A 19632-nucleotide genomic window follows, 5' to 3' on the forward strand; every position below is an offset into this window, starting at 1 on the left:
CAAGGTCAAGAAACAACCGCCTTCGCAGGACAATCGCGCCTGATGCGTGCCAAGGCCGACACAGGCTAATAGGATAGGCGCAAATGCTTGCGGTCCTGTAAAGAAATCCTGTCCGACCCTCTATCGCTTTGGACTGTTGGTTGCGGGGAAGAGCGTGTAGCGTTTGATACATCTCATGATTGCGAAGCGGTCGATCTACATGCCCAAAACCCACATGACGATCCTTGGCGGTGCCGTCGCGCTGGGCTTGCTGCCATTGGGCGCGCTGGCCGAGGAGACACCGACCTACCTGCTCACCAACGGCACGGCGGTCACTGACCTCGACATGTTCAAGGAATGCGATGTCTGTCCGGAGATGATCGTCATGCCGCTTGGGGCGTTCATGATGGGGGCCAGTGAAGGTGAATCCTGGTCTTCGCTTTGGGATGTCGAGGGAAACGGTCCGGTCGGCCGGGATGGACCAGATGGCCTCTATAACATTCCGAGTGAAGGACCGCGGCACAGAGTGGAAATGGACACGCCCTATGCGATGGGCGTGAATGAAGTCACCCATGCGGAATGGATGGTCTGCGTCCAAGAAGGCGGGTGTCGTCATGACCCCGATCATTCGGTACTGACGTTTGAAAACGGCTATATAGCACTTGGTCCTGATCATCCTGCGATCAATGTCTCCTTGCGCGATATTGAGGAGTATGTGGCTTGGCTCAACGCCCGTGTCGGCGTTGAGGTTTATCGTCTGCCGACAGAAGCGGAGTGGGAATACGCCGCACGGGCCGGTACAACAACACGGTTCGCGCAAGGGGATGTGCTGACCTCGGATCAGGCGAATTTCTCTGGTGAAACGACAGCGCATAATCGCGGCCGTCCCTTTCCTGATCTGGTCACCCGCGCGATCCCGGTGCCCGTGGACACTCTTGATGCGGCCAACCCTTGGGGGCTGCGGCACATGTCGGGCAATGTCTACGAAATCACCTTGTCCTGTTTTACACCGCAACATCTGGGGTTGCCCACCAACAGCGCCTATCTGGCCCATGCCGAGAAAGGCTGTGACAGGTACGTCGCCAAAGGCGGGTCCTACAATATGGCGATGGACGCTCTAAGGCTTGGCTCTCGTAAAAGGCCACTAGCCGATAGCCGTAATAGCTATCGTGGCTTTCGTCTCATCCGCATTTTTGCAATCGAAGGGCCAGCATCATGACATATCAACTCTACAACATCCGTTACTTGCAAAGCGGTGGAAAGCAGGGCCTGCACCAAACCACATGACAACCTTGTGCATCGCCCCTGCCCCCTGTTGATTGCGCGCGGAATTTGCCGCATGAGTGGAGCATGTTCAAATTTTTGCGCCAATCCGCCATTCTGATCGGCCTTCTGCCTGCCGTGCTGTCGGCGGCGCCCTATGATGGCGTCTATCGCCAGACCGCCAATGCCGAATGTGCGCTGATCGGTGCCAATGGCGGGTCGGTGCGGATTGCGGCGGGCATCTTTTATGGTGTCGGCACACAATGCCAGATGACCCGCCCTGTGGACGTCAACGGGATGGAGGCGACGCTCTACACGATGGAATGCGTGGCCGAGGGTGAACAATGGTCCGAACGGGCGATGCTGATGCGCACTGCCGACGGCGAAGGGCTTTACATGATCTGGGACGGATTTGTTTTTGTCTACAGCCTGTGTCCGGAAGGGGCGCCATAGCGCCCCGTTCTCAGTTCGTCGGATCGCCGCCTACCAGCAGGTCCAGCAGGTTGACGATGTCGTCATCCACGACTTCACCGCCGGGGCTTTGCAGAACACCTGTAGGGGCCGCCACCTGCGGCACCATCATCGGCAATGGCGTAGGCATCCGCCCGTCCAGCACACGCACCATGGTTTCGCGCCAGATCTCGGCGGGCAGACCGCCGCCCGTCACACCGCGCAGGGGCGTGTTGTTGTCGTATCCCATCCAGACGCCGGTGACGTAATCGCCGGTGAAACCGATGAACCATGCGTCGCGTGACGAGTTGGTCGTGCCGGTCTTGCCTGCAATTTCCCAGCCGTTGATGCGGGCGCGCCGTCCGGTGCCTTCCTCGACGACGCGGGTCATCATCCATGTCAGCTGGCGTGCGGCCTCTTCGCTGATGATCCGGTTGCCGATGCCCGCACCTTGCGAATCCATCAGTACCGCGCTGTCACCCTGAATGCGCAGATCGAGCAGGCCGTAAGGCGTCACCTGCGACCCGCCGTTCAGGATGCCCGCATAGGCGCCCGTAATGTTGAGCAGCGTGCTTTCGGACACGCCCAGCGCCAGTGCCGGCCCCTCGGCCAGTTCGCCTTGCAAACCGAAGCCGTTGGCGACGTTGCGGACATATTCACGGCCGACATCCTCGGACAGGAAGATGGCGGGAAGGTTCCGGCTTTCGGCCAGCGCCTGTGTTAGCGAGACTGGCCCCTTGAACGTGCGGTCATAGTTTTCGGGGCACCATTCGCGCGATCCACGGATCGACCAGCATTGCGGTGCGTCGTTGACCATCGCATAGGGCGACACGCCCAGATCAAGCGCTGCTGCATAGATGAAGGGCTTGAAGGCCGATCCGGTCTGGCGCAATGCCTGCGTCGCGCGGTTGAACGCACCCGTGGCCCGCAGGTTGCGCCCGCCAACCATCGCCCGGACAGCGCCATCTGCTGACATCACCACGATTGCCGCCTGCGCCTCTGACCCTTCGGACACCTGGTTCTGGAACACTGACACCAGCGCCTCTTCGGCGGCACGCTGGATGCGTTGGTCAAGCGTGGTGCGGATGATCACGTCTTCGGTTGTGTTGCGGGTAAAGAATTCCGGCCCGCTTTCCATCACCCAATCGGCAAAGAAGCCACCCGACCGTGCCTCGGCGGCGCGTGACAGGGCGGCTGGGTTGGCGATCGCCTCTTGCGCCTGCGCTGCGGTCAAATAGCCCTGATCCTGCATCAGGCGGACCACAACGGCGGCGCGTTCGCGCGACCGTTCGATGTTGGCAGTCGGCGCAAGGGTGGATGGTGCCTTGAGAAGCCCGGCCAGCATCGCGGCCTGCGCGGGGTTCACCTGCGCGGCAGAAATACCGAAATACCGCTGAGCTGCTGCCTCGAAGCCGCGGCTGCCCGCACCCAGATAGGCACGGTTCAGGTAAAGCGTCAGGATTTCCTCTTTGGTGTAGGCGATTTCCATGCCCATAGCATAGAACGCCTCGCGGACCTTGCGGGCTAGCGTGGTGCGCCGGCAGTCCGCCTCGTAGGCAGCTTCTGATTCCCACTGGGCGGCGTTATAAGGCACGCCCAGACACAGCAGTTTGGCCGTCTGCTGGGTGATCGTAGACCCGCCGTTGCCGGACAAGGGACCGCGGCCCTCGCTCAGGTTGATGCGGACGGCAGAGGCGATACCGCGTGGCGAGAGGCCAAAATGGCTGTAAAACCGCCGGTCCTCGGTCGCGACGACCGCATTGTGCAGATGCGGGGACACGGTGCGCGCCGTGACCATGCCGCCGAACTGATCGCCGCGCCAGGCGAAGACTTCGCCTGTCAGATCGGCCATCGTGACGGAGCCGCGTGCGCGCTGGTCGATGATGTCTTCGATCGGGGGCATCTGCTGGGCGAAATAGACAGATATACCCCCGACGATCAGCGCGGCAACAAGCCCCACACGCCAGCTGATGGCCCAGATAACCCGCAGCAGGATACGGAACGGCCATAGCAACCAGCCCAGAACGGTTGTCGGGCGACCGGACCCACGCGACTTGCGGGCCGTGCGTTTGGGGGCAGGTTTGCGGGCCGCGGGCTTTTTCGGGGCTGCCTTGCCCTGATAGCGCTTTTCGGCCACCAGAGGTGCCCGTCTTTTGTCGTTGCCACTCATGATCCGCTCGACTGTTTGTGCGTCTGTTTTGCTGCACCATAAACGGATCGAAACGAATTGTAGAGACGCGATGAGTCGCCCTCTCCGTTTTTTGCTTTGCTTATTAATTAAGCATAAGAGTTAAAATGTGCAATAATTGTGCAAACTCGCTCGATCTGCACCCGTTCCGACATAGGCAGAACCTTGCCGATGCTGCACTGCCGCGTTCTTTGTTGCGTGCAAGCGGTCGCCGGGCTGGGCGTTGCCGCAATCCATTGCGAGGGGAAGAACGTGAAACTCATCATTGCAACAATCAAGCCGTTCAAGCTCGAAGAGGTCCGCGAAGCGCTGACCTCTGTGGGCGTGCGCGGCATGATGGTGTCAGAAATCAAAGGGTTCGGATCGCAGTCGGGCCATACCGAAATATACCGTGGCGCGGAATATGCCGTGAACTTCGTGCCCAAGGTGAAGCTCGAGATCGTCGTGCCTGACAGCATGGCCGATCAGGTCGTCTCCACCATCGCCACCACTGCCAAGACCGACAAGATCGGGGATGGCAAGGTTTTCGTTCTCGACGTGCAAAGCGCAGTCCGCGTGCGCACCGGCGAGACCAATGATGACGCGCTTTGATCGCGGCGTAACGAGGAACAGAACCATGAATACGAAAAAACTACTTTTGCTGGGGGCGGGGCTTGCGCTGCTTCCGGTCATCGGTTTCGCGCAGGAAGCGACCGAGGCAGTCGAAGCTGTCGAGGAAGTCGCAGAGGTCGCACCCTCTTTCGACGAGATCGGCCCCTATATCATGACCACGCTGCTGTTCCTTGTGGGCGGCTTTCTCGTGTTCTGGATGGCGGCAGGGTTCACCATGCTGGAGGCCGGTCTGGTCCGGTCCAAGAACGTGACCACGCAGCTGACCAAGAACATCGCGCTGTTTTCCATCGCAGGCATCATGTACTGGCTGGTCGGCTTCAACCTGATGTATCCGGGTGAATTCAACGGCTATATCGGCGGATTCTTCAACATCACCGTGCTGGAAGCTGTCGGTCTGGCGGCGGACGAGGCATCGCTGGATTACGCATCCGTTGCGTCCGACTTTTTCTTCCAGCTGATGTTCGTTGCGGCCACTGCATCCATCGTGTCGGGTGCGCTGGCTGAACGGATCAAGCTGTGGCCGTTCCTTGCCTTTGTCGTCGTGCTGACCGGCTTCATGTATCCGATCTCGGGTTCGTGGCAGTGGGGTGGCGGCTGGCTGTCTGAGCTGGGCTTCTCTGACTTCGCAGGTTCGACGGTTGTTCACTCTGTCGGTGGCTGGGCTGCGTTGGCTGGTGCGATCGTGCTGGGTCCGCGTCTGGGCAAGTACAAGGATGGCCGCGTCAACCCGATGCCCGGTTCCAACCTGGCACTAGCAACACTGGGTACATTCATCCTGTGGCTGGGCTGGTTCGGTTTCAACGGCGGTTCGCAGCTGGCTGCGGGCACCGTGGGTGACATCACCGATGTCGGCCGGATTTTCGCGAACACCAACATGGCGGCGTCTGCCGGTGCTGTAACCGCGCTGATCCTGACGCAAATCCTGTACAAGAAGGTCGATCTGACCATGGTGCTGAACGGCGCACTGGCTGGTCTGGTCGCAATCACGGCGGAACCGCTCTATCCGTCGCTGTTCGGCGCGCTCTGGATCGGTGCTGTCGGTGGTGTGATCGTGGTCTTCGCTGTGCCGCTGCTGGACAAGTTCAAGATCGACGACGTGGTCGGTGCGATCCCTGTCCACCTGTTCGCCGGTATCTGGGGCACCATCGCCGTTGTCTTCTACAACGAAGGCACCAGCCTGATGACCCAACTGACCGGTATCGCGGCCTACGGTGTGTTCACCTTCGTTGTGTCCTTCATCGTGTGGTACATCTTCAAGATGACGATCGGCATCCGCGTTAGCCAGGAATCGGAAATGACCGGCCTCGACCTGAGCGAGCTGGGCATGGAAGCCTACCCCGAATTCTCCAAAGGGTAAGCGTTTCCACCGCGCAAAACAAAACCCGGGCGTTCGCGTCCGGGTTTTTTGTTGTAAGATGTGTCGAGGCATCTTTTTAATCGCGATGGATTCTTCGAATAATCGGGGGCGGCGCGCAGGTTTCATCGAATGAATCGCATTTACGCGGTGTTTTTGCAAAGATTGCCCCCGCATTTTTGCGATAAGCTACCAAAGACAATTACCAGATAACCGGAGCTTGCGATGATCCAGACCCCTTACCTTTTGTTTCTTGGCGATGCGCCTGACCAGCTGGCCGCGAAGGTGGCGCAGGGGATCAAGGACTGGCGCCCGGACAATGCCGTGGGCCAGTACCGGATGCCCGGTTGTGGTGCAGATGTCGGCATTGCCGACATGACGCTGCAAGAAGCCAGATCCGCCGGTGCAAAGACGCTGGTCATCGGTGTGGCCAACCGTGGCGGCGTGATCTCTGCCGCGTGGAAAGAGGTGTTGTTGCAAGCACTTGGCATGGGGTTCGATCTGGCGTCGGGCCTGCACAACCTGCTGCGCGATGAGGCCGATCTGGTCGCTGCCGCCGAAGTGCATGGCCGGTCGTTGTTCGACGTGCGCGTGCCTTCGGTCGCCTATCCGATCGCCAATGGCGTGAAGCGGACCGGCAAACGCTGTCTGGCTGTCGGCACGGATTGTTCGGTGGGCAAGATGTACACCGGCCTTGCCATGGATATCGAGATGCGCAAGCGCGGCATGAAGTCGACCTTCCGCCCCACCGGTCAGACCGGCATCCTGATCACCGGCGGTGGCGTGCCGCTGGATGCAGTTGTCGCGGATTTCATGGCGGGAGCGGTGGAATATCTGACGCCGGACAACGACCCCGATCACTGGGATCACATCGAAGGGCAGGGCAGCCTGTTCCACGTGTCCTATTCCGGCGTGACCATGGCGCTGATCCATGGCGGCCAGCCCGATGCGCTGGTGCTGGCGCATGAACCGACACGTAAGCATATGCGCGGATTGCCCGGCTATGCGCTGCCCTCGCTTGAGGCGCTCCGCGACATGGTTCTGCCGATTGCCCGTATCGCGAATCCGGCCTGCAAGATTATCGGCGTGTCGGTCAATACCCAGCATCTGTCCGAGGATGACGCTTTGGCCTATCTCGCCGAGGTTGAAGGGCGGATGGGGTTGCCGACAGTCGATACGTTCCGGCAGGGGGCGGCGCGGCTGGTTGATGCGCTGGAGGGGATTTGATGTCGGATTTCTTGCGAAATCCGACGCCTCCGGCGGGGATATTTGGGCTCGGAAGATGATGAAAGTGGATGTGACACGCGATGTGTTCCGTCTTGCGCAGGTATTCACCATTTCGCGCGGGTCGCGGACCGAAGCGCAGGTGCTGACCGTGACGGTGGCGGATGGTGGCTTTGTGGGTCGCGGCGAATGTGTGCCTTATGCGCGCTATGGCGAGACGCTGGAAAGTGTGGCCGCGCAGATTGCGGGCTTTGCGGGGGCGTGGCCTGACTTGCAGGACGCCCTGCCCGCAGGGGCCGCACGCAATGCGCTGGATTGTGCGTTCTGGGACCATGCGGCGAAAAAGGCAGGCAAGCGCGTCTGGGACCTGCTGGGTCTGCCTGTGCCGCTACCTGCGATCACCGCCTACACGCTGTCGCTTGATACACCCGAGGCGATGCAGGCCCAGGCGGCGCAAAATGCGCATCGCCCGCTGTTGAAGATCAAACTTGGCACACCCGACGACATGGCGCGGCTGGAGGCTGTGCGCCGTGGCGCGCCCGCCGCGCGCATCATCGTGGATGCCAACGAAGGCTGGACAGCAGAGGTTTACGCCGATCTTGCGCCCCATCTGATCCGGCTCGGTGTGCAGATGGTCGAACAGCCGCTGCCTGCGGGGGCGGATGACATGCTGGCGGAAATCGCGCGGCCTTTGCCGGTGTGTGCCGATGAAAGCTGCCATGACCGCGCCAGCCTGCCCGCCCTGCGCGGCAAATATGACATGGTGAACATCAAGCTCGACAAGACCGGCGGGCTGACCGAGGCGCTGGCGCTGAAGGCGCAGGCGCAGGCCGCAGGTTACGGGATCATGGTCGGCTGCATGGTCGGATCGTCGCTGGCGATGGCACCTGCGACGATTCTGGCGCAGGGCGTGGCCTTCACGGACCTTGACGGGCCGCTCTTATTGGCCGAAGACCGTGCTGCACCTTTGCACTATGACGACACTGGCGTGCATCCGCCCGCCGCCGACCTTTGGGGATGACCATGCGCACAGTTTACGTCAACGGCACCTATCTGCCAGAAAACGAAGCCACGATTTCGATCTTTGACCGCGGTTTCCTGATGGCCGATGGCGTTTACGAGGTCACCTCGGTGCTGGATGGCAAGCTGATCGATTTCGCGGGCCACGCCAAACGGCTGGAGCGGTCGTTGAACGAACTCGACATGCCGCACCCCGATTGCCTGCCTGACCTTTTGGAGATTCACCGCGAACTGGTGCGCCTGAACGGGATCGAGGAAGGGATGATTTATCTGCAGATCACCCGTGGCGCGCCCGGTGACCGCGATTTTGCCTTTCCCGACCCTGAAACCTGCACGCCGACGGTGGTGCTGTTCACCCAGAACAAGCCCGGACTGGCCAACAGCCCTGTCGCCAAGACCGGCATCAAGGTCATTTCGGTCGCCGACCAGCGCTGGGCGCGGCGCGACATCAAGACGGTGCAGCTCTTGTATCCGTCGATGGGCAAGATGATGGCCAAAGCCGCCGGTGTCGATGATGCCTGGATGGTCGAGGACGGGATGGTGACCGAAGGCACATCCAACAACGCCTATATCGTCAAGGGCAACACGATCATCACCCGCCATCTGGGCAATGAGATCCTGCACGGGATCACCCGCGCCGCCGTGCTGCGCTTTGCTCGCGAAGCGCAGATGCAGGTCGAGGAGCGCAGCTTTTCGATCGAAGAGGCGCAGCAAGCCGATGAGGCCTTCATCACCTCGGCCAGCATGTTCGTCATGCCGGTGGTGGAGATCGACGGGGCCGCTGTCGGCACCGGCACGCCCGGGCCTGTCGCGGCGCGTCTGCGCGAGATTTACCTTGATGAAAGCCGCAAGGTCGCGGTTTAATCCGCCTTGTCGTAGAACGGCGTCATCTGGGCCACGATGACGCTGTTTTCATCCAGCGCGCGCTGCATCAATTCGCGTTCCTCGTCCGAGATATCGTGCCCTTCGGCCAGCCGTTCATCGAGTGTGCCATAGCCCGACACATCCAGCGGTGCCAGATCGGCCTGTTTCAGGATCGCCACGGTTTCGCGCACTGCCTCTGCCTCGTCCACGCCGGAGGCATAGCACATCAGCGCCGCACCCGTCGCCCCGTCGGGCAGGCCGTCACCGGCGCTGCGCCCGACTTCGACCAGCAGGGTGAATACCTTCTGGCGGCTTTCCTTTTTGGTCATTTGCTGTCTTCCTCGATCCAGCGGGATTTCACGGCCCAGATCGTCGATATCACGACGACGATGTGAAAGGGCAGGTAGATGGTAAAGAACAGCACAAAGATCGTCCCGACAAGCGGCAGACCCGCAACATAGACCGCCGTCAGGATCGGCTGCCAGAGCAGCGCCAGCACCAGCGCGATCATGGCGATATCAACCGCCACCAGCCCCCATGCCTTCAGGAACGTGGGTTGTTGGCCCGCAGCCAGCCGCCTGCGCGCAATGGTCCGGCTAAGGATCATGTCAGTCGCGCAGCAATTCGTTGATGCCGGTCTTGGAACGGGTCTTTTCATCGACGCGTTTGACGATCACGGCGCAGTAAAGGTTGATCCCGTTGGTGGATGGCATGGAGCCTGCGACGACCACCGAATAGGGCGGCACTTCACCGTACATGACCTCGCCCGTGGCGCGGTCCACGATTTTCGTCGACTGGCCGATGAACACGCCCATGCCCAGCACCGACCCTTCGCGGATGATGCAGCCTTCGACGACTTCGGAGCGTGCGCCGATAAAGCAGTTGTCCTCGATGATGGTGGGGCCGGCCTGCATCGGTTCCAGCACGCCGCCGATGCCGACGCCGCCCGACAGATGCACGTTCTTGCCGATCTGCGCGCAAGACCCGACCGTGGCCCAACCGTCAACCATGCTGCCTTCATCGACATAGGCTCCAAGGTTCACGAAGGACGGCATCAGCACCACGCCTTTGCCGATGAACGCAGAGCGGCGCACGATGGACCCCGGCACAGCGCGGAAACCGGCCTTGCGCCAGTCAGCCTCGGTCCAGCCGTCGAATTTCGATGGCACCTTGTCCCACCATGTGCTGCCGCCATTGCCGCCGGAAATCGGCTCCATGTCATTCAGGCGGAAGGACAACAGCACCGCCTTTTTCGCCCACTGGTTCACATGCCACGACCCGTCGCCCTGCTTTTCCGCCACGCGCAAGGTGCCGCTGTCGAGCGCATTGAGCGTCGTTTCGATCGCATCGCGGACCTCGCCTTTTGTCGCGGGGGTGATCGTGTCGCGCACGTCCCAAGCGGCTTCGATGGCGGTCTCAAGGGCGGCGTTGGACATGGGATTCTCCGGATAAGGTGTGGTCTATGTTTACAAGGGGCTATAGACCGGAACAGCCCGATTGCGCAATGCGAGGAAGAATGATGAAAGACGACCGCCGCCATCCGTTCCGTGACAGCCAGCAAGATTGCGAGGCCGCGACCCATATTCCCGACACACCGCAGACGCGTGCGCCGTCCTATGCGCTGGCCTTTGCCGATCAGGAATTCCTCTTGCGCGAGGAGTTGCGCCCTGTGCGCCTGCAGCTTGAACTGCTCAAGCCCGAGATGTTGATGAACGAAGCGGGGATCAATTCGACTGTCGTCCTGTTCGGCGGCGCGCGCATTCCCGAGCCCGCGCAAAAGCACACCGCCAAGACCGAAACGCTTGCGGGCTTGTCGGCCTATTATGACGAGGCGCGCACATTCGCGCGGCTGATTACCGAACGGTCGCTGAAGGACGGCGGGACCGAAAACGTCATCGTCACAGGCGGCGGCCCCGGCGTGATGGAGGCGGGCAATCGCGGCGCGCTGGATGCGGGCGGGCGGTCCATCGGGCTCAACATCGTGCTACCGCACGAACAGGCACCCAACGCTTATGTGACGCCAGAGCTGTGCTTCAACTTTCACTACTTCGCCATTCGCAAGATGCATTTCCTGATGCGCGCCTCGGCGGTCTGCGTGTTTCCGGGGGGCTTCGGCACGCTCGACGAAACCTTCGAGGCGTTGACGCTGATCCAGACGGGCCGGATGGGCCGGGTGCCGTTCCTGCTGTTTGGCCGCGCGTTCTGGGAAAAGATCATCAACTGGGATGCGCTGGCCGATGCGGGCACGATTTCCGCCGCCGACCTTGATCTGTTCCGTTTTGTCGAAACCGCCGAAGAGGCGCTGGAGGCGATGGACACCTGGGAAGGCACCGGCACCAAGCGCAGCGCGATCCCGGGGCGCTAAGATGCATCCCGCGATCATGGTCATGGGCGTGTCGGGCTGCGGCAAGTCCACGGTCGGGGCCGGTCTGGCCACAGCCATCGGCGGCCGTTTTCTGGATGGCGACGATTACCACCCGCCGCAGAACGTGGCGCATATGGCGGCAGGCCAGCCTTTGACCGATGCGATGCGCTGGCCGTGGCTGGATGCGCTGGGGCAGGCGGTGCAGACCGCGCGGCAGGACGGGCCGGTGGTGTTCGCCTGTTCGGCGCTGCGCAAGCCTTACCGCGACCATCTCCGCGCGGCCATTCCCGACCTGCGGATCGCCTATCTTGATGCGCCGCGCGACGTGGTGATGGCGCGATTGGCGCAGCGGCAAGGGCATTACATGCCCGCAAGCCTGCTCGACAGCCAGTATGCGACGCTGGAAATTCCGCAGAACCCGACGATTGCCGTGCGGATCGACCAGCCCGTCGCTGCGATCATCGCGGCGCTAGAGCAGATCGTCTGACGGTACTTCCAGAGCCTGCATCGGCGGCAGATCGGGGGTGCGGATCGCCTGAATCGCGGCCTTGGCCAGGAACTCGCCCGCGATCCCGATCTTTTCCGCCAGCGTCAGGATATCCGCGCGAAACAGTTTGAGGAACGGCACTGCTTCCTTGGCGAAGACATCGACTTCTTGACCGACGGTCTTGCCGCATTGTTCGATGGCCGACACCGCCGCCATGGCCGATGTGGTCGATCCGACGATGACCGCGTCGATGGCCGGATTGCGCGTCAGTGTGTCGATGATGAAGGTCACGACCTCCGCACTTTTTGTGTCGCTGGACACCGCGCTCGAGATCGTCAGGTCGATCCCGCCTTCGCGCACGGCACTGCTGACGCCTGCGATCATGTGCTGGGCGTAGTTGTGTTCCTTGGGTGGGGCGATCAGCAGGATATGCTTGCGCCCGCGCGCGATCAGGCGCTGGGCAGCTAGGGTGCCGAAGGCCTGATTGTCATAGTCGTAATAGGGGTGCAGGTCGGCGCGGTTGGTGCGCCCGTGCGTCGCAAAGGGAAACTGCCGTTCCATCATGTAATTGACGCGCGGATCATCGGGGCGGATCTGGTTGAGGATGACCGCATCGGCCGATCCGGTTTCGACGATGTACCGCACTGGCGCCATCGGGTCCTGATCGGGGAAATAGGGCGTGACGATCAGGTGATATGGCGTGTCGCGCAACGCCCCTGCCACCGACGAGATCAGCCGCGCGGTATGGCTCATCAAATCCATCTCGGTGGACATCACAAGGCTGATGACATTGGTCCGGCCAGTGCGCAGGCGCACGCCTGCGCGGTTTGGGACATAGCCGATGTCGCTGGCGATCTTGCGGATCAGTTTCTTGGTCTCGGTGCCGATATCTGGGGCGTCGTTCAAGGCGCGAGAGACTGTTGGCACGGCAAGCCCGCTGATCCGCGCAATCGTTTTGAGCGTCGGCTTGCCGCTGACGGCGGCGGTCGAGGCCGCGATTTCAGCGCTGGTTCTGCTTGACGCCATGGCGTGTCTTTCCTTGCGTGGCGCCAGCTTGTCACGTCAAAACCCGTGACCAGACCCCCATTCCGGCCGAAAACCCATATAGGGCAGGACGTTACCGAAGCGCCACCTCTGATGTCTTATATTGTCGTATTTTTTCTTGCGAGGTCAATCTAAATCGATATAGGCTGATCTATAACGATTTAGGCCAGGGAGGAAAGAATCGTGAAACTGACAACAAAATTGCTTGCGGCGACGTGTATCGTCAGCGCATCTGCTGCATCTGCCGTCGAACTTGAAGTCACGCATTGGTGGACATCCGGGGGGGAGGCCGCCGCTGTCACGAAATTCGCCGAAGCCTGGAACGCCACGGGCAACACATGGATCGACGGCGCGATTGCCGGGTCCGGCGGAACAGCGCGCCCCATCATCATTTCACGCATTCTGGGCGGCGACCCGATGGCCGCGACCCAGCTCAACCATGGCCGTCAGGCCGAGGAACTGATCGAGGCGGGCCTGATGCTCGACCTGACCGAAGTGGCCGAGGCTGGTGGCTGGCGCGATATCGTCAACCCGTCGTCGCTGCTCGACAGCTGCACGCTGGATGGCCGGATCTATTGCGTGCCGGTGAACATCCATTCCGCGCAGTGGCTGTGGCTCAGCCATGCCGCTTATGAAACCGCTGGCGTGCCAGTCCCGACCAACTGGACCGAATTCGTCGAGACCGCCCCCGCATTGCGCGAAGCTGGCTTGCAGCCGCTGGCGATGGGGCAGCAAGGCTGGCAGCAGAACCTTGCTTTCGGCGCGATCACCATTGCCGTTGCCGGGCTTGATTCTTGGCGCGAAGTCACGGTGAACAAGAACGCCGATGTCGCCGCCGGCCCCGAATATGCGGCCGTGTTCGAAGCTGTCGCAGATGCGCGTGAATTCGCGCGCGGATCGAACGTGCAGGACTGGAACCAGGCTACCAACATGGTGATTACCGGCACGGCCGGTGCGCAGCTGATGGGTGACTGGGCGCAGGGTGAATTCTCGGTCGCGGGGATGCAGGAAGGCGTCGATTATTCCTGCCTGCCGGGGCTGGGCCTGAACGCCATTCTGGATACCGGCGGGGATGCTTTCTATTTCCCTGTGAACCGCGATCCCGAAATCACTGCTGCCCAGCTTGAACTGGCCGCCTTGCTGATCTCGCCGGAAGTGCAGGTTAGTTTCAACCTCGCCAAAGGGTCGCTGCCGGTGCGCGGTGACATCGACATGGCTGCCGCAAACGGCTGCATGCAGAAGGGTCTGGAAATTCTGGCAAACGGCGGCATCCTGCCATCGGGCGACATGTCGCTGACACCTGACAGCCAGACCCAGATCGAGGATCTGATGGCCGAATTCTGGTCTGGTGACATGTCCGCCGCCGACGCACAGGCGCGTTACGCGGCAATCATCGCCAGCGCCGACTAAAGTCCTCTCCCGAGAGGTGGGTCCGGCATCCGTGCCGGGCCCGCTTTAGCCCAAAAACAAAAAGTCATGCCGGGGGGAACGGACAATGACCACTACACTCGCACCATCGCAGGCCCGCCCTGCGAAGCGACCTATCCGGCTGTTCCGCAATCTGATGTCAAAGGTCGCGCTGGTTCCGATGATCCTGACCGCATTGGTCATCTTTGTCGGCGGCACGGCATGGACGGTCGTTCATTCCTTTACCAATTCGCGTCTGTTGCCGCGGCTGGAATTTGTGGGGTTCGATCAGTACGAACGGCTTTGGTCAACGGCGCGCTGGATCGTGTCGATCCAGAACCTCGCCCTTTACGGCTTTCTAAGCATGGTCCTGTCGCTGGTGATCGGCTTTACACTGGCCGCATTGCTGGACCGCAAGATCAGGTTCGAAGGCGCGTTCCGTACCATTTTTCTTTATCCTTTCGCGCTGTCCTTTGTTGTGACCGGCGTGGCATGGCAGTGGATTTTGAACCCCGATTTCGGCCTGCAAAACCTTGTGCGCGATTGGGGCTGGACCAGTTTCACCTTCAACCCGCTCAACGACCCTGACACGGTCATGTTCGGCCTGCTGATCGCGGGCATCTGGCAAGGCTCGGGGCTGATCATGTGCATCATGCTGGCCGGTCTGCGCGGGATCGACGAGGATATCTGGAAAGCCGCCCGCGTGGACGGGATCGGCACGGTGAAAACATATTTGCGGATCATCATCCCTATGATGCGGCCTGTTTTCGTCACCGCACTTGTCCTGATCGCGTCCGGCATCATCAAGCTTTACGATCTGGTCGTTGCTCAAACCAATGGCGGGCCGGGGATTTCGTCCGAAGTGCCTGCGAAATACGTGATCGACTATATGTTCCGCGCGCAGAATCTGGGGCAGGGCTTTGCTGCTTCGACCATGATGCTGGTGTCGGTGCTCATCATTCTTGTCCCTTGGGCATATCTGGAATTCGGAGGCAAGAAACGTGGCTGACGCAACCTTGCACGCTGGCCCGCGCGGGCCGAAACCAAAACGCGCCTTTTCGCGCGCCAATATCTTCATCTATGGCACGCTGCTGCTGGTCAGCGTCTATTACCTGCTGCCGCTTTACGTGATGATCGTCACATCGCTGAAAGGCATGCCCGAAATTCGCATGGGCAATGTGTTCGGCCCGCCGATGGAAGTGACGTTCGAGCCTTGGGTCAAAGCCTGGTCGCAGGCCTGTACAGGTATCAACTGCGATGGCCTCAGCCGTGGTTTCTGGAATTCCGTCAATATCCTGATCCCGTCCGTGATCCTGTCGATTGGGATTGCATCGGTGAACGGCTACGCGCTGTCCAACTGGAAATTCAAAGGGTCGGAGGTGTTTTTTACCATCCTCATCATCGGCGCCTTCATTCCCTATCAGACGATGCTGTATCCGATCGTGATCCTGCTGCGTGAAATCGGGCTGATGGGTGAATTGTCGGGATTGGTGCTGGTGCATACGGTGTTCGGCATGCCCATTCTGACGCTGCTGTTCCGCAATTATTTCGCATCCGTGCCAGAGGAATTGTTCAAGGCGGCGCGTGTCGATGGGGCAGGGTTCTGGCGGATCTATTTCCAGATCATGCTGCCGATGGCGCTGCCGATCTTCGTGGTGGCGATCATCTTGCAGGTCACGGGTATCTGGAACGATTTCCTGTTCGGCGTGATCTACACTAAGCCATCCACCTATCCGATGACGGTGCAGCTCAACAACATCGTCAACTCGGTTCAGGGGATCAAGGAATACAACGTCAACATGGCAGCCACGCTGCTGACGGGCCTTGTCCCTCTTGTCATCTACTTTGCCTCTGGCAAACTTTTTGTCCGCGGTATCGCCGCCGGCGCAGTCAAAGGCTGATCCATGACCTATTCCGTTGAAATCAAGAAACTGCAACTGAACTTCGGGGCGGTGAATGTCCTGAAGGATCTGGACCTGAACATCCACGAAGGCGAATTTCTGGTCCTGCTGGGCTCGTCCGGTTGCGGCAAATCCACCTTGCTGAACTGTATCGCGGGCTTGTTGGAGGTCAGCGACGGGCAGATCTTCATTAAGGGCCGCAACGTGACTTGGGCCGAACCGTCCGAGCGCGGGATCGGCATGGTGTTCCAGTCCTACGCGCTTTATCCGCAGATGACGGTGCGGGGTAACCTGTCGTTTGGCCTGAAAAACGCGCGCCTGCCCAAGGCCGAGATCGAACAGCGCGTTGCCCGTGCCGCGTCGATCCTGCAGATCGAACCGCTTTTGGACCGCAAACCGGGGGCCTTGTCGGGTGGCCAGCGCCAGCGCGTTGCCATCGGTCGCGCCCTGGTGCGTGACGTCGATGTGTTCCTGTTCGACGAACCCCTGTCCAACCTTGACGCCAAGCTGCGCGTCGATCTGCGGGTCGAACTGAAGCGCCTGCACAACCAGTTACAGAACACCATGATCTACGTCACCCACGACCAGATCGAGGCGATGACACTGGCCGACCGCATTGCCGTGATGAAAGGCGGTAAGATCATGCAGCTGGGCACCCCGGACGAGATTTATAACCGGCCCCGCAACCTCTATGTCGCGGATTTCATCGGCAGCCCGTCGATGAATTTCCTGCACGGGCATGTGCAAGGCGGCCAGTTCAAGGTCGATGACATGGTCATGCCCCTGACGGGGTACGAATTCGCCGCCCCGCAGGTTGCGGACCGCCCTGCCGTCATCGGCATCCGGCCCGAACATGTCGTCACAGGCGAGCTGGTGCGCAATGCGCCGCTGCAATTCAGCGTCGATGTCGATCTGGTCGAGCCGATGGGGTCCGATACGCTGATCTATGCCAAGCTGGGCCAGCATCCGTTCCGCATCCGCATGGACGGGCAGGCTCGCGTCAGATCGGGCGAGGCTCTGGCCATCGGGATCGACCCGTCGCGCGCGTCGCTCTTTGATAAAGCCACCGAGGATCGCCTCTGATGCACCTTGATCTGGCAGGCGAATGGTCGCTGTCGGACGACAGCGGCACCCATGCTTGCGCGATGCAGATGCCCACTGACGGGATTTCTGCACTGCACGCGGCGGGGCTGATCCCCGATCCCTATTGGGGGCGCAACGAATTTGATCTGCGCTGGATTTGCGAACGTGACTGGACCGCGACCCGCGATTTTGACCTGTCGGAAACGGAGGTTGATCTGGTTCTGTCAGAGGTGGATTGCGTTGCCACTGTGCGGGTCAACGATCAAGTCGTCTTGCAAGCGGAGAACGCGTTCCGCAGCTACCGCATGCCTTTGGCGGCTGTCGCACGCCTCGGGCGCAACAGCATCAGCGTGACTTTTCATTCGCCTGTCAGGGTGGGTGCGGAAAAACAGGCGGCCTTGCCGTTCACCGTGCCGCATCATCCCGACAATTGCCCGATCCCCAACGGCAATATGCTGCGCAAACCCGCCTGCGATTTCGGCTGGGACTGGAACATCGCGCTGGCCCCCTTCGGGATTTACGGGCTGATGCAGGTGGTGCCATCGCAGGCCGCGCGGATTGACAGCGTGATGGTCGCACAGAGCCATGCAGACGGGGCGGTGGTGCTGGATGTGACCGTGGCAACGGCCCATCACACGGGTGATGTGACGGCGACAATTGCAGGTCAAAGCGTGACGGCCCCTGCCGTGAACGGCGAAGCGCGACTGAGGCTGACCATTCAGAACCCCGACCTTTGGTGGCCTGCGGGCCAGGGGGACCAGCCGCTTTATGACCTGACGATCACGGCAGGTGACGCCACCGCCCGCCGCCGGATCGGGTTGCGGCAGATTGAACTGGTGACGACACCCGATGCCGCTGGCCTTGGTTTCAAATTCCGCGTCAACGGGCGGGATGTGTTCTGCAAAGGGGCAAACTGGATTCCCGCCGATGCGCTGGCGGGCCAGATCAGTGATGAAAAGACCCGCGACCTGCTGCAATCGGCGGTCGATGCCAACATGAACATGATCCGCGTCTGGGGCGGCGGCCGGTACGAGCGCGATAGTTTTTATGATGCCTGCGATGAACTTGGCCTGCTGGTCTGGCAGGATTTCATGTTCTCTTGCAATCTTTACCCCTCGACCCCCGATTTTCTGGCCGAGGTCACGGCAGAGGTCGCCGAAAACGTCGCCCGCATCCAGCATCACGCTTGTCTGGCGCTGTGGTGTGGCGACAACGAACTGATCGGCGCGCTGAACTGGTACGAGGTCAGCCGCAAGGACCGTGACCGCTATCTGGTGAATTACGACCGGCTGAACCGCTGTATTGAAACTGCGCTGAAAGAGACCGACCCCGCCGCGATCTGGTGGCCGTCGTCACCATCGCCGGGCCTCATGTCCTTCGGCGACGCATGGCATGACGACGGGTCCGGCGACATGCATTTCTGGTCGGTCTGGCATGAAGGCCGCGATTTCGACCATTACCGCGACGTGTCTCCACGCTTTTGTTCCGAATTCGGGTTTCAAAGCTATCCGTCGATGAATGCGATCCGGCGGTTCACCGGACCGCAGGACCAGAATATCGCGGCACCCGTGCTGGAAAGCCACCAGAAGAACAAAGGCGGCAATGCGCGGATCGCTGAAACCATGTTTCGTTATTTCCGCTGGCCCAAGCATTTTGACGATTTCGTCTATCTGTCGCAGATCCAGCAGGGGCTGGCGATCAAGACCGCCGTCACCCATTGGCGCAGCCTGAAGCCGCATTGCATGGGCACGCTGATCTGGCAGTTGAACGACACATGGCCGGTCTGTTCATGGGCCTCGCTCGATCACGGTGGCGACTGGAAGCTGCTGCACCACATGGCGCTTGCCTTCTATGCGCCGGTGCTGGTGACAGCGGTGCCGGTGGGTGACCGGATCGTGCTGCGCGGGATCAACGACAGTGCCGGTGCGCGACAGGTGCAGGTGACCGCGCAGGCGATCACGCCCGCTGGCGCGCGGCGCGATCTGTGGGCGGGCGGGCAGAGCATTGGCGCAGAGGCGGTTGATCTGCACAGTCTGCCCTTGGCCGATCTGGCGCCCGATGAAATGCTGACCTTCCACTGGCAGGATGACAGCGGTGCTTCAGGCCGCGACATCCACGCGCCGCGCCCGTTCAAATCCTACGACCTTGTCGCACCCGAACTGACGATGCTGCTGGACGGCCTGTCCGTGACACTGACCACCCAAAACCTCGCGCTTTTCGTCGCGCTCGAGGCGGATGTGGCCGGGCGCTGGTCGGGCAACGTCCTGCACCTGCTGCCGAGTGAGACACGGACCCTGACCTTCACCCCTGCCGATCCGGCCAGCACCCCCCAATTCACGCTGCGCGACCTGCACAGCGCCACCTATGCCTGAATGAACAAAGGAAACGACC

Annotated in this window: 19 protein-coding genes; 14 read left to right on the plus strand and 5 right to left on the minus strand. The window is 61.0% G+C overall.

What is annotated here, in order from left to right:
* Positions 1-214: 214 nt before the first annotated feature.
* Positions 215-1198 (plus strand): formylglycine-generating enzyme family protein, encoded by a 984-nt coding sequence (locus VCK47_RS13330; protein WP_322890388.1) that lies wholly within the window; start codon positions 215-217, stop codon positions 1196-1198.
* Between the two features lie 131 nt (positions 1199-1329).
* The gene (locus tag VCK47_RS13335) at positions 1330-1695 is read left to right on the plus strand and encodes a hypothetical protein (RefSeq protein WP_322890387.1); all 366 of its coding nucleotides are present in this window, start codon (positions 1330-1332) and stop codon (positions 1693-1695) included.
* A gap of 10 nt (positions 1696-1705) precedes the next feature.
* On the opposite strand, the gene VCK47_RS13340 is transcribed toward VCK47_RS13335, so the two are convergent.
* Positions 1706-3862 (minus strand): PBP1A family penicillin-binding protein, encoded by a 2157-nt coding sequence (locus tag VCK47_RS13340; protein WP_322890386.1) that lies wholly within the window; start codon positions 3860-3862, stop codon positions 1706-1708.
* A 270-nt stretch (positions 3863-4132) separates the two neighbouring features.
* On the opposite strand from VCK47_RS13340, the gene VCK47_RS13345 reads away from it, so the two are divergent.
* From VCK47_RS13345 to VCK47_RS13365, 5 genes are all read left to right on the plus strand, one after another.
* A complete protein-coding gene (locus VCK47_RS13345; protein ID WP_322890385.1) occupies positions 4133-4471 on the plus strand; it encodes a P-II family nitrogen regulator in 339 nt (112 codons plus the stop codon).
* A 25-nt stretch (positions 4472-4496) separates the two neighbouring features.
* On the plus strand, positions 4497-5849 hold the full coding sequence (locus tag VCK47_RS13350) for an ammonium transporter (protein ID WP_322890384.1): 1353 nt from the start codon (positions 4497-4499) through the stop codon (positions 5847-5849).
* Positions 5850-6071: 222 nt separating this feature from the next.
* On the plus strand, positions 6072-7073 hold the full coding sequence (gene dgcN / locus VCK47_RS13355) for an N-acetyltransferase DgcN (protein ID WP_322890383.1): 1002 nt from the start codon (positions 6072-6074) through the stop codon (positions 7071-7073).
* A 58-nt stretch (positions 7074-7131) separates the two neighbouring features.
* Positions 7132-8091: an N-acetyl-D-Glu racemase DgcA gene (gene dgcA, locus VCK47_RS13360; RefSeq protein WP_322890695.1), complete on the plus strand. Its 960-nt coding sequence runs from the start codon at positions 7132-7134 to the stop codon at positions 8089-8091.
* Positions 8088-8954 carry a D-amino-acid transaminase gene (locus VCK47_RS13365; RefSeq protein ID WP_322890382.1) on the plus strand — a complete coding sequence of 289 codons (867 nt, stop codon included), beginning with the start codon at positions 8088-8090 and terminating at the stop codon, positions 8952-8954. The genes dgcA and VCK47_RS13365 overlap by 4 nt, the downstream gene beginning before the upstream one ends.
* Here the strand turns inward: VCK47_RS13365 and VCK47_RS13370 are convergent.
* From VCK47_RS13370 to dapD, 3 genes are read right to left on the minus strand one after another with little or no spacing between them, the layout of a single operon-like run.
* A complete protein-coding gene (locus VCK47_RS13370) occupies positions 8951-9283 on the minus strand; it encodes a hypothetical protein (protein ID WP_322890381.1) in 333 nt (110 codons plus the stop codon). The two genes, VCK47_RS13365 and VCK47_RS13370, sit on opposite strands and share 4 nt — an antisense overlap.
* Positions 9280-9561: a hypothetical protein gene (locus tag VCK47_RS13375; RefSeq protein WP_322890380.1), complete on the minus strand. Its 282-nt coding sequence runs from the start codon at positions 9559-9561 to the stop codon at positions 9280-9282. The genes VCK47_RS13370 and VCK47_RS13375 overlap by 4 nt, the downstream gene beginning before the upstream one ends.
* Before the next feature lies 1 nt (position 9562).
* On the minus strand, positions 9563-10390 hold the full coding sequence (gene dapD / locus VCK47_RS13380; RefSeq protein WP_322890379.1) for a 2,3,4,5-tetrahydropyridine-2,6-dicarboxylate N-succinyltransferase: 828 nt from the start codon (positions 10388-10390) through the stop codon (positions 9563-9565).
* Positions 10391-10473: 83 nt separating this feature from the next.
* Here dapD and VCK47_RS13385 point away from each other — a divergent pair, with 83 nt between their 5' ends.
* Positions 10474-11319 carry an LOG family protein gene (locus VCK47_RS13385; RefSeq protein WP_322890378.1) on the plus strand — a complete coding sequence of 282 codons (846 nt, stop codon included), beginning with the start codon at positions 10474-10476 and terminating at the stop codon, positions 11317-11319.
* A gap of 1 nt (position 11320) precedes the next feature.
* Positions 11321-11806 carry a gluconokinase gene (locus VCK47_RS13390; RefSeq protein ID WP_322890377.1) on the plus strand — a complete coding sequence of 162 codons (486 nt, stop codon included), beginning with the start codon at positions 11321-11323 and terminating at the stop codon, positions 11804-11806.
* Here VCK47_RS13390 and VCK47_RS13395 read toward each other — a convergent pair.
* On the minus strand, positions 11789-12832 hold the full coding sequence (locus tag VCK47_RS13395; protein WP_322890376.1) for a LacI family transcriptional regulator: 1044 nt from the start codon (positions 12830-12832) through the stop codon (positions 11789-11791). The two genes, VCK47_RS13390 and VCK47_RS13395, sit on opposite strands and share 18 nt — an antisense overlap.
* Before the next feature lie 201 nt (positions 12833-13033).
* Between VCK47_RS13395 and VCK47_RS13400 the strand changes: the two genes are divergently transcribed.
* The 5 genes from VCK47_RS13400 (at position 13034) to VCK47_RS13420 (ending at position 19613) form a co-directional block, all read left to right on the plus strand.
* Positions 13034-14260: an ABC transporter substrate-binding protein gene (locus VCK47_RS13400; protein WP_322890375.1), complete on the plus strand. Its 1227-nt coding sequence runs from the start codon at positions 13034-13036 to the stop codon at positions 14258-14260.
* A gap of 85 nt (positions 14261-14345) precedes the next feature.
* Positions 14346-15266, plus strand: a complete 921-nt coding sequence (locus tag VCK47_RS13405) for a sugar ABC transporter permease (protein WP_322890374.1) — start codon at positions 14346-14348, stop codon at positions 15264-15266.
* Positions 15259-16158: a carbohydrate ABC transporter permease gene (locus VCK47_RS13410; protein ID WP_322890373.1), complete on the plus strand. Its 900-nt coding sequence runs from the start codon at positions 15259-15261 to the stop codon at positions 16156-16158. Before VCK47_RS13405 ends, VCK47_RS13410 begins: the two co-directional genes overlap by 8 nt.
* A 3-nt stretch (positions 16159-16161) precedes the next feature.
* Positions 16162-17241: a sn-glycerol-3-phosphate ABC transporter ATP-binding protein UgpC gene (locus tag VCK47_RS13415; RefSeq protein ID WP_322890372.1), complete on the plus strand. Its 1080-nt coding sequence runs from the start codon at positions 16162-16164 to the stop codon at positions 17239-17241.
* Positions 17241-19613: a beta-mannosidase gene (locus VCK47_RS13420; protein WP_322890371.1), complete on the plus strand. Its 2373-nt coding sequence runs from the start codon at positions 17241-17243 to the stop codon at positions 19611-19613. Before VCK47_RS13415 ends, VCK47_RS13420 begins: the two co-directional genes overlap by 1 nt.
* Positions 19614-19632: the final 19 nt, after the last annotated feature.

Origin of the sequence: Yoonia sp. 72 (assembly GCF_034652275.1) — a bacterium.
Lineage (GTDB): Bacteria > Pseudomonadota > Alphaproteobacteria > Rhodobacterales > Rhodobacteraceae > Yoonia.

What these genes read in the sequence shown, in the direction of transcription:
- VCK47_RS13395 (WP_322890376.1), bottom strand. Translation starts at nt 12,832, where the DNA reads ATGGCGTCAAGCAGAACCAGCGCTGAAATCGCGGCCTCGACCGCCGCC.
- VCK47_RS13420 (WP_322890371.1), top strand. Translation starts at nt 17,241, where the DNA reads ATGCACCTTGATCTGGCAGGCGAATGGTCGCTGTCGGACGACAGCGGC.
- VCK47_RS13330 (WP_322890388.1), top strand. Translation starts at nt 215, where the DNA reads ATGACGATCCTTGGCGGTGCCGTCGCGCTGGGCTTGCTGCCATTGGGC.
- VCK47_RS13385 (WP_322890378.1), top strand. Translation starts at nt 10,474, where the DNA reads ATGAAAGACGACCGCCGCCATCCGTTCCGTGACAGCCAGCAAGATTGC.
- dgcN (WP_322890383.1), top strand. Translation starts at nt 6,072, where the DNA reads ATGATCCAGACCCCTTACCTTTTGTTTCTTGGCGATGCGCCTGACCAG.
- VCK47_RS13340 (WP_322890386.1), bottom strand. Translation starts at nt 3,862, where the DNA reads ATGAGTGGCAACGACAAAAGACGGGCACCTCTGGTGGCCGAAAAGCGC.
- VCK47_RS13370 (WP_322890381.1), bottom strand. Translation starts at nt 9,283, where the DNA reads ATGACCAAAAAGGAAAGCCGCCAGAAGGTATTCACCCTGCTGGTCGAA.
- dapD (WP_322890379.1), bottom strand. Translation starts at nt 10,390, where the DNA reads ATGTCCAACGCCGCCCTTGAGACCGCCATCGAAGCCGCTTGGGACGTG.
- VCK47_RS13350 (WP_322890384.1), top strand. Translation starts at nt 4,497, where the DNA reads ATGAATACGAAAAAACTACTTTTGCTGGGGGCGGGGCTTGCGCTGCTT.
- VCK47_RS13390 (WP_322890377.1), top strand. Translation starts at nt 11,321, where the DNA reads ATGCATCCCGCGATCATGGTCATGGGCGTGTCGGGCTGCGGCAAGTCC.
- VCK47_RS13375 (WP_322890380.1), bottom strand. Translation starts at nt 9,561, where the DNA reads ATGATCCTTAGCCGGACCATTGCGCGCAGGCGGCTGGCTGCGGGCCAA.
- VCK47_RS13365 (WP_322890382.1), top strand. Translation starts at nt 8,088, where the DNA reads ATGACCATGCGCACAGTTTACGTCAACGGCACCTATCTGCCAGAAAAC.
- VCK47_RS13335 (WP_322890387.1), top strand. Translation starts at nt 1,330, where the DNA reads ATGTTCAAATTTTTGCGCCAATCCGCCATTCTGATCGGCCTTCTGCCT.
- dgcA (WP_322890695.1), top strand. Translation starts at nt 7,132, where the DNA reads ATGAAAGTGGATGTGACACGCGATGTGTTCCGTCTTGCGCAGGTATTC.
- VCK47_RS13415 (WP_322890372.1), top strand. Translation starts at nt 16,162, where the DNA reads ATGACCTATTCCGTTGAAATCAAGAAACTGCAACTGAACTTCGGGGCG.
- VCK47_RS13405 (WP_322890374.1), top strand. Translation starts at nt 14,346, where the DNA reads ATGACCACTACACTCGCACCATCGCAGGCCCGCCCTGCGAAGCGACCT.